Below are 5,301 nucleotides of genomic sequence, written 5' to 3'. Positions count from 1 at the left end.
TTTGCGGTGGCTTATGGTGATTAAGGCGCTGTGCGGTAGCTTTTGTATTGCGTTACTCACACCTTAGCAAGGCGTTAGCTGAAACGGAGCCCGATTAGGCTCCGGTGTTTATACACAAGCTGTCTAAGAAGTTTTGGCAATACTCAGGGTTACAATATCGAAGAAGTGACGATCTTCCTGTCGCGGGCTAGAAACGACGACATGCTTACCATTTGTTTTCAATTTGTAGTTTGCACAAGCACTTAAAAAACGGTCTCTGGATACTTTGATTTCTGGGTTGTTGCTGATGAATTCATCCATGCAAACTAAACCGTAGGTCTTGTCCTTATCTTCTAAGTTTTCTAACCGAGCTTTAGTCTCGGATTTGAACTTTTCTGCATCAGCTTTAACGTTAGCTATTTCTTTCCTCGTTTCGATAAGTCCGTTTGCGAGGTGAGCAATCATTTGAAGCGATGTATCAGTAACATCCATATTGGCGAAGTCAGCACTTGCCGCTGGAGTGGTGTTTTTTACAGGGGGTGGGTACTGTTTGTGTTCACGTATCGATGGGATTACTTCATGAAATATCCATCTTTGAAAGGCTTTACCGGCTTCGGATGTATCTCTACTAAGTACTCTATATAGTCCTGGTTCTGTTACGCAAGTCTCGCTGCGTTCTTCTCCAGTTTCTGGATGTTTCAAAATGAAGTTTTTATGTTCATCATCATCTAACAGTTCACGTTGAGCTTGCAGCAAGGTCAGCATTGACTTTGAATTGCTTTCTTTGATTTTCTGGTTTTCTACACTAAGAGTTTTTAACACATCTCGTAAACAGGCATATATAATTCCATTGGCGTAAAAGCTTCGAATTACATGATCATGCTTGTATTTAAGCGTAAAAAAATCGTCCATTGTTATGCCTACAGTAGTTCAGGGATTAGAGTCATATTACATTACCGCTGAATCATCCGTAAATGTATATTTAGTTTCAAGAATGACGTAGGGTTTCAGCTAACAAACTGTTTAAGAGTGATTCGCAACGCGTGGCATTTTTACTATGCGTTGGTTTTAGTGATTAAGGTGGTATGCGGAAGCATCGGTATTGCGTTGCTCACACCTTAACAGGGCGTTAGTACGGGTTTGACATCAAAGGTCATAAGTTTTGGTGTTTATCTGTTTCAGCGCTCATCTTTACACCTTTCAGCTTGTACCTTTCACGTTCTTTCCGGTGGCACTATATGCGGAGTGTTTGCTTTGATTTCACCGTTTACGGCTTCTAACTCTTAGCCTATTTCTTTGGTGCTTCTTCATTTTCGTGGTGGTTTTTTGAGAGAGCCTTGATTACTTTTGGTGTGGCTGTTGAGTTACGAGGAAAGAATCCTTTTTTAATTTAAAGTCAGTGAAAGTCGGGCAGTTCAGTGCGTTTTTCTTCTAGCCAACTTTCGTCTTTCAATCGGGGTAAAGTTTTGTAGCGGCCCGTCTCACTTCAGTGTTCAAAGCCTTTCATATCATGCTACTTTTCAATATCTTGGAGCGCACAAATAGAAGTAGCGCATGTACTAACAAATTGCTTAAGAGTGATTCGTAACGCGTGGCATTTTTACTTTGCGGTGGCTTATGGTGATTAAGGCGCTGTGCGGTAGCTTTTGTATTGCGTTACTCACACCTTAGCAAGGCGTTAGAGTGCAGGAGAAAAAAGTATGAACATGACCGATATAGTTGAATACATTTCATATCTTATCGCCGGCATTATTATCGCTCCTTTCGGCTTTATGCTGTTTAAAGAATTCATTGGTGAAGATCGCAAGACAGTTGCAGATGAAGTCAAATCGACAGTAGGTGACGAATCGAGAAAGTTTCTGGGTGGTAGGTATGGTGATGCCGTTGTAGGTCAATTTTTCGAGTTTAAACTGATCATAGCGATAGGCTTGCCAGTAGTGCTATTTCTAGGAATTTCTTCCTTGGTTAATTCTCTTTTGAAAGTTCTGCCCAACCTGTGAGTTGCGCTCTAACAAACTGTTCAAGAGGGATTCGCAACACGTGGCATTTTCACTATGCGTTGGTTAAAGTGATTAAGGTGGTTCGCGGCAGCTTCAGTATTGCGTTGCTCACCCCTTAACAGGGCGTTAGTTGCTAGATGCAAACATCAATATCCGCATATTTATTTAGGAGGATACAATGAGTAAGAAAAAAGTTAGCCGTGATAATCCCGATAAACGTCAGAGAGTCACCCCAGATCAATCTAGCGGCGGAAAATCTGTTCACAAGTGTCCAACAAGCTCAAACGGAAAAGATGAATACATTACACAATCGCAAAGTACACCGCCAAGACCTATAAAAGGGCATAGAGATAAATAGTATGTCAGAGAATAATCCTTCAAGTGAGGATCTAGATAGGCATTGGGGCTTGTTGTGGAATGCTCGTCTAGGTATCCGTTATCACATGCATCTACATGCAGCTTATAGTCGTATGGGAAAATTTATAACGGCTTTCACACTGCTAATGAGCACCGCTGCTTTTACAGCTGTTTATCAAAGTGAGGGAGTTCCGCCTGAATTGGCTAAATGGTTAGTTTGTATCGCGGCATTACTTCAAATTATTGAGCTAGTTGTTGATACAAAAGCTAAAGCTATTCTTCATTCAACATTACGTCAAAAGTATTTGCACTTCGAACTTTCATTGTTAGGTCGGCAATACATCCTTGAAAGTGAGGAAAAAGAGTTTAATCAAGAGCGCGTATCAATTGAAGTTGAAGAGCCGCCTATAAATCGAGCTCTTTTAGACTTTTGCCATAATGAATTAGTAAATATTTACTACGCCCCAGAAAGCAGAAAAGAGCACTTAGTCAGCTTATCGCCTTTCGCTAAAATGAGGGTTTTTACCCTGACTTAAACGCAACTAACAAACAATTTAAGAGTGATTCAGCACGCCTGGCATTTTTGGTTTGGATTGAGTTTAGTGTTTACGGTGGTCAAATTAAGTGTCGTGGTCGCGTGCTTCACACCTTAATTGGGCGTTAGTGTGATTAAGAGGAAATACGTTTGAATATACCTCATGAAACTCAGTTTTTCGGTGATTTGGTGGATTTGGATTGTTATGTACAAGACTTATTATTGATTCTTGAGAAAACAGAAAGTATTGAGCTTGGTAGTAATTCTGACGGTCTTACTTATGACTGTTTTCCCGACGTTACCCGAAAAAGCCATATTGTTACTGTACTAATTGTTCTCGAACGGGAATTCTCTGCATTTTGTAATCAGCTCAAGGTAGCAACCGATCAGCCACTAAAATGGAATGATCTAAAAGGTAGTGCTATTGAAAGATTTATTAAGTATTGCTCGACAGTTTGTGGTATTACCACACCAGAAAATCCGTCAAATATCCAAGATGTTAAAGGATTAATCGAACTACGAAATTGTATCGTTCACAATGACTCTTGCATTGAGGGGTTTTCTAAAGCCACTGTAGTAAAACAATTATCTTCTCGATACGACGGTATCGACATCAATGAAGGTTATATAACTCTTAGCCATGATGCTTGTATCAGGCTTACGGTTGTTGCTTTCGACTTTTTAGAAAGCTGGTATCACTCAGTATTAAATCATTTAACTCCATCACACTAACAAAGCGTTTAAGGCAGATTCGCAACGCTTGGCAGTTTTGGTTTGATTCAACTTTAGTGTTTACGGCACAATAATTTAGGTTCAGTGGTAGTGTTGCTCACTACTTAACGCGGCGTTATGTGCCCCGAGTCCCCCACGTTTATAGACACTTTACTAAGTTAGATCTAGAGTCTAATTGAGAGGTGATTTATGGCTAAACATCGTGATTCAGCGTATACCAGTGCAAAATGAACTGTGAGGGCTAACTACATGACACCCAAAAATATAAAGTTTATCAGAAATACTAATCTGAAAATGATCTTTAAAAATCAGGCGGGCATCAACCTCACTCAACAACAGTTTTATTCAATTTTGAATTCTCCGGAGCTTTTGGCGAAATTGCAGGAATTAGGTGTAGATAAAGATCGCGATAAAAGTCTGATATTTGTTGTAGCTGTACTAGCTTGGATTTTTACCGGAGTCCTATCGAATAGGGTGTTTGGCGTTGAACTTACGGGATTTCTGGCAGGATGCTTCATTGTATTTTTTGGTAATCATATTATCGGTGCATTCCGCCTTGGTGTAGAGCAAGCAGTCCTTGAAACCATATCTGAACTAGGAAATGATGAAATTAAAGCCCGAACGGTACGCCTGAATGAAATCGAAAACCAAAAGGATCCAGATGAGAAATCAACGAGAGAATATTGGATTAGCTATGTAAAGTTTAGGAGAACAACATACCAATACGTCGGGCTAGCTAATTTGGTCAATTGGGTTTTTATTATCTCCTTGGTATGGACGCTGTGGCTTGGTGCAAAATGGATTTGGAGTGCTATTTAATCCAAGTGAAGAGCACATAACAAGGCGTTTAAGGCAGATTCGCAACGCGTGGCACTCTCAGTTCAACTTAAGTTTTGTGTTTAAGGTGTAATGGTTTAGGTTAGGTGGTAGCGTTGCTCACTACTTAACGCGGCGTTAGCTTACTCTCTAAAAATCAGAATTTTATAGCAAATGTTTAACGCCGAACTAAATCAAAATATCGTGCTCTGGCAATATTTTATCTTGTACTCGTTTCGTTCCTAGCTAAGCTGTATCGGGTATCGGGTATCGGGTATCGGGTATCGGGTATCGGGTATCGGGTATCGGGTATCGGTTTGATATCAAGGTGGTGCAAATTCAAGCATCGCCTCGTTAGGTATAAATGACAAAGCCCTCGTGTGAAATCTGCAATTCAAATGTCAGCTTTTGTGTGTGAAGTTCCGTGAGTCTCCACGCTCGGCGGTTTTAGTTTAGTTCAAGGTAATTCAAAGCTCAAACCTGTAAATTCGGCTCAGTGGTATGTCTCAAGTTCATACTTCATGGCGTAGTAGGATCAGTTTTTGGTATACAATGGTTTGCATTAAATAAGCTAACAAAGCGTTCAAGAGGGACAGTCAACGCGTGGCGACTTTGGTTTAAATCTTGGTATTTGTGTTTACGGTGGTAAATTGAAGTTTGGTGGTAGCGCGTTGCTGCCCCTTAACGCGGCGTTAGGGCAATTCAAAGAGTTCGGAGGAAGTAATGAGTTTTCAAGGGCACAGATATATTACTCGCCAAGATGGAAGTAGTAAGGATAGTTGGGAGACATATACATGTGGTCATTTCAAGTTCGCTCTACTTACATTATTGACTCTAAAGAACTATTTCCAAACAATCTTCCGGATCGCTATTACAATCCTG

General features: G+C 40.4%; 6 protein-coding genes. 5 read left to right on the top strand and 1 reads right to left on the bottom strand.

The genetic code is table 11. The annotated features are described in order from the left end of the window. Window positions 1-123 precede the first annotated feature (123 nt). Window positions 124-891 carry a Bro-N domain-containing protein gene (locus tag R7Q38_RS22670; protein ID WP_049538635.1) on the bottom strand — a complete coding sequence of 256 codons (768 nt, stop codon included), beginning with the start codon at window positions 889-891 and terminating at the stop codon, window positions 124-126. Between the two features lie 788 nt (window positions 892-1,679). On the opposite strand from R7Q38_RS22670, the gene R7Q38_RS22665 reads away from it, so the two are divergent. From R7Q38_RS22665 to R7Q38_RS22645, 5 genes are all read left to right on the top strand, one after another. Continuing rightward, complete coding sequence (locus tag R7Q38_RS22665) at window positions 1,680-1,979, top strand: hypothetical protein (protein WP_239939280.1); 300 nt, start codon at window positions 1,680-1,682, stop codon at window positions 1,977-1,979. Window positions 1,980-2,157: 178 nt separating this feature from the next. Beyond that, complete coding sequence (locus R7Q38_RS22660; RefSeq protein WP_238831819.1) at window positions 2,158-2,337, top strand: hypothetical protein; 180 nt, start codon at window positions 2,158-2,160, stop codon at window positions 2,335-2,337. A gap of 1 nt (window position 2,338) precedes the next feature. Further along, on the top strand, window positions 2,339-2,872 hold the full coding sequence (locus tag R7Q38_RS22655; RefSeq protein ID WP_239939278.1) for a hypothetical protein: 534 nt from the start codon (window positions 2,339-2,341) through the stop codon (window positions 2,870-2,872). A gap of 149 nt (window positions 2,873-3,021) precedes the next feature. After that, window positions 3,022-3,603, top strand: a complete 582-nt coding sequence (locus tag R7Q38_RS22650; RefSeq protein WP_239939277.1) for a hypothetical protein — start codon at window positions 3,022-3,024, stop codon at window positions 3,601-3,603. A 249-nt stretch (window positions 3,604-3,852) separates the two neighbouring features. Continuing rightward, window positions 3,853-4,422 carry a hypothetical protein gene (locus R7Q38_RS22645; protein WP_239939276.1) on the top strand — a complete coding sequence of 190 codons (570 nt, stop codon included), beginning with the start codon at window positions 3,853-3,855 and terminating at the stop codon, window positions 4,420-4,422. Window positions 4,423-5,301: the final 879 nt, after the last annotated feature.

Origin of the sequence: Vibrio sp. Vb0598 (assembly GCF_033338935.1) — a bacterium.
Classification (GTDB): domain Bacteria; phylum Pseudomonadota; class Gammaproteobacteria; order Enterobacterales; family Vibrionaceae; genus Vibrio; species Vibrio alginolyticus.
The sequence above is the reverse complement of the archived record's forward strand: the minus strand, read 5'-3'. Positions and strand labels throughout refer to the sequence as shown.

Bases quoted from the DNA above. Each gene is read 5' to 3' on its own strand.
- R7Q38_RS22665 (WP_239939280.1), top strand. From the start codon at position 1,680: ATGAACATGACCGATATAGTTGAATACATTTCATATCTTATCGCCGGC.
- R7Q38_RS22645 (WP_239939276.1), top strand. From the start codon at position 3,853: ATGACACCCAAAAATATAAAGTTTATCAGAAATACTAATCTGAAAATG.
- R7Q38_RS22670 (WP_049538635.1), bottom strand. From the start codon at position 891: ATGGACGATTTTTTTACGCTTAAATACAAGCATGATCATGTAATTCGA.
- R7Q38_RS22660 (WP_238831819.1), top strand. From the start codon at position 2,158: ATGAGTAAGAAAAAAGTTAGCCGTGATAATCCCGATAAACGTCAGAGA.
- R7Q38_RS22655 (WP_239939278.1), top strand. From the start codon at position 2,339: ATGTCAGAGAATAATCCTTCAAGTGAGGATCTAGATAGGCATTGGGGC.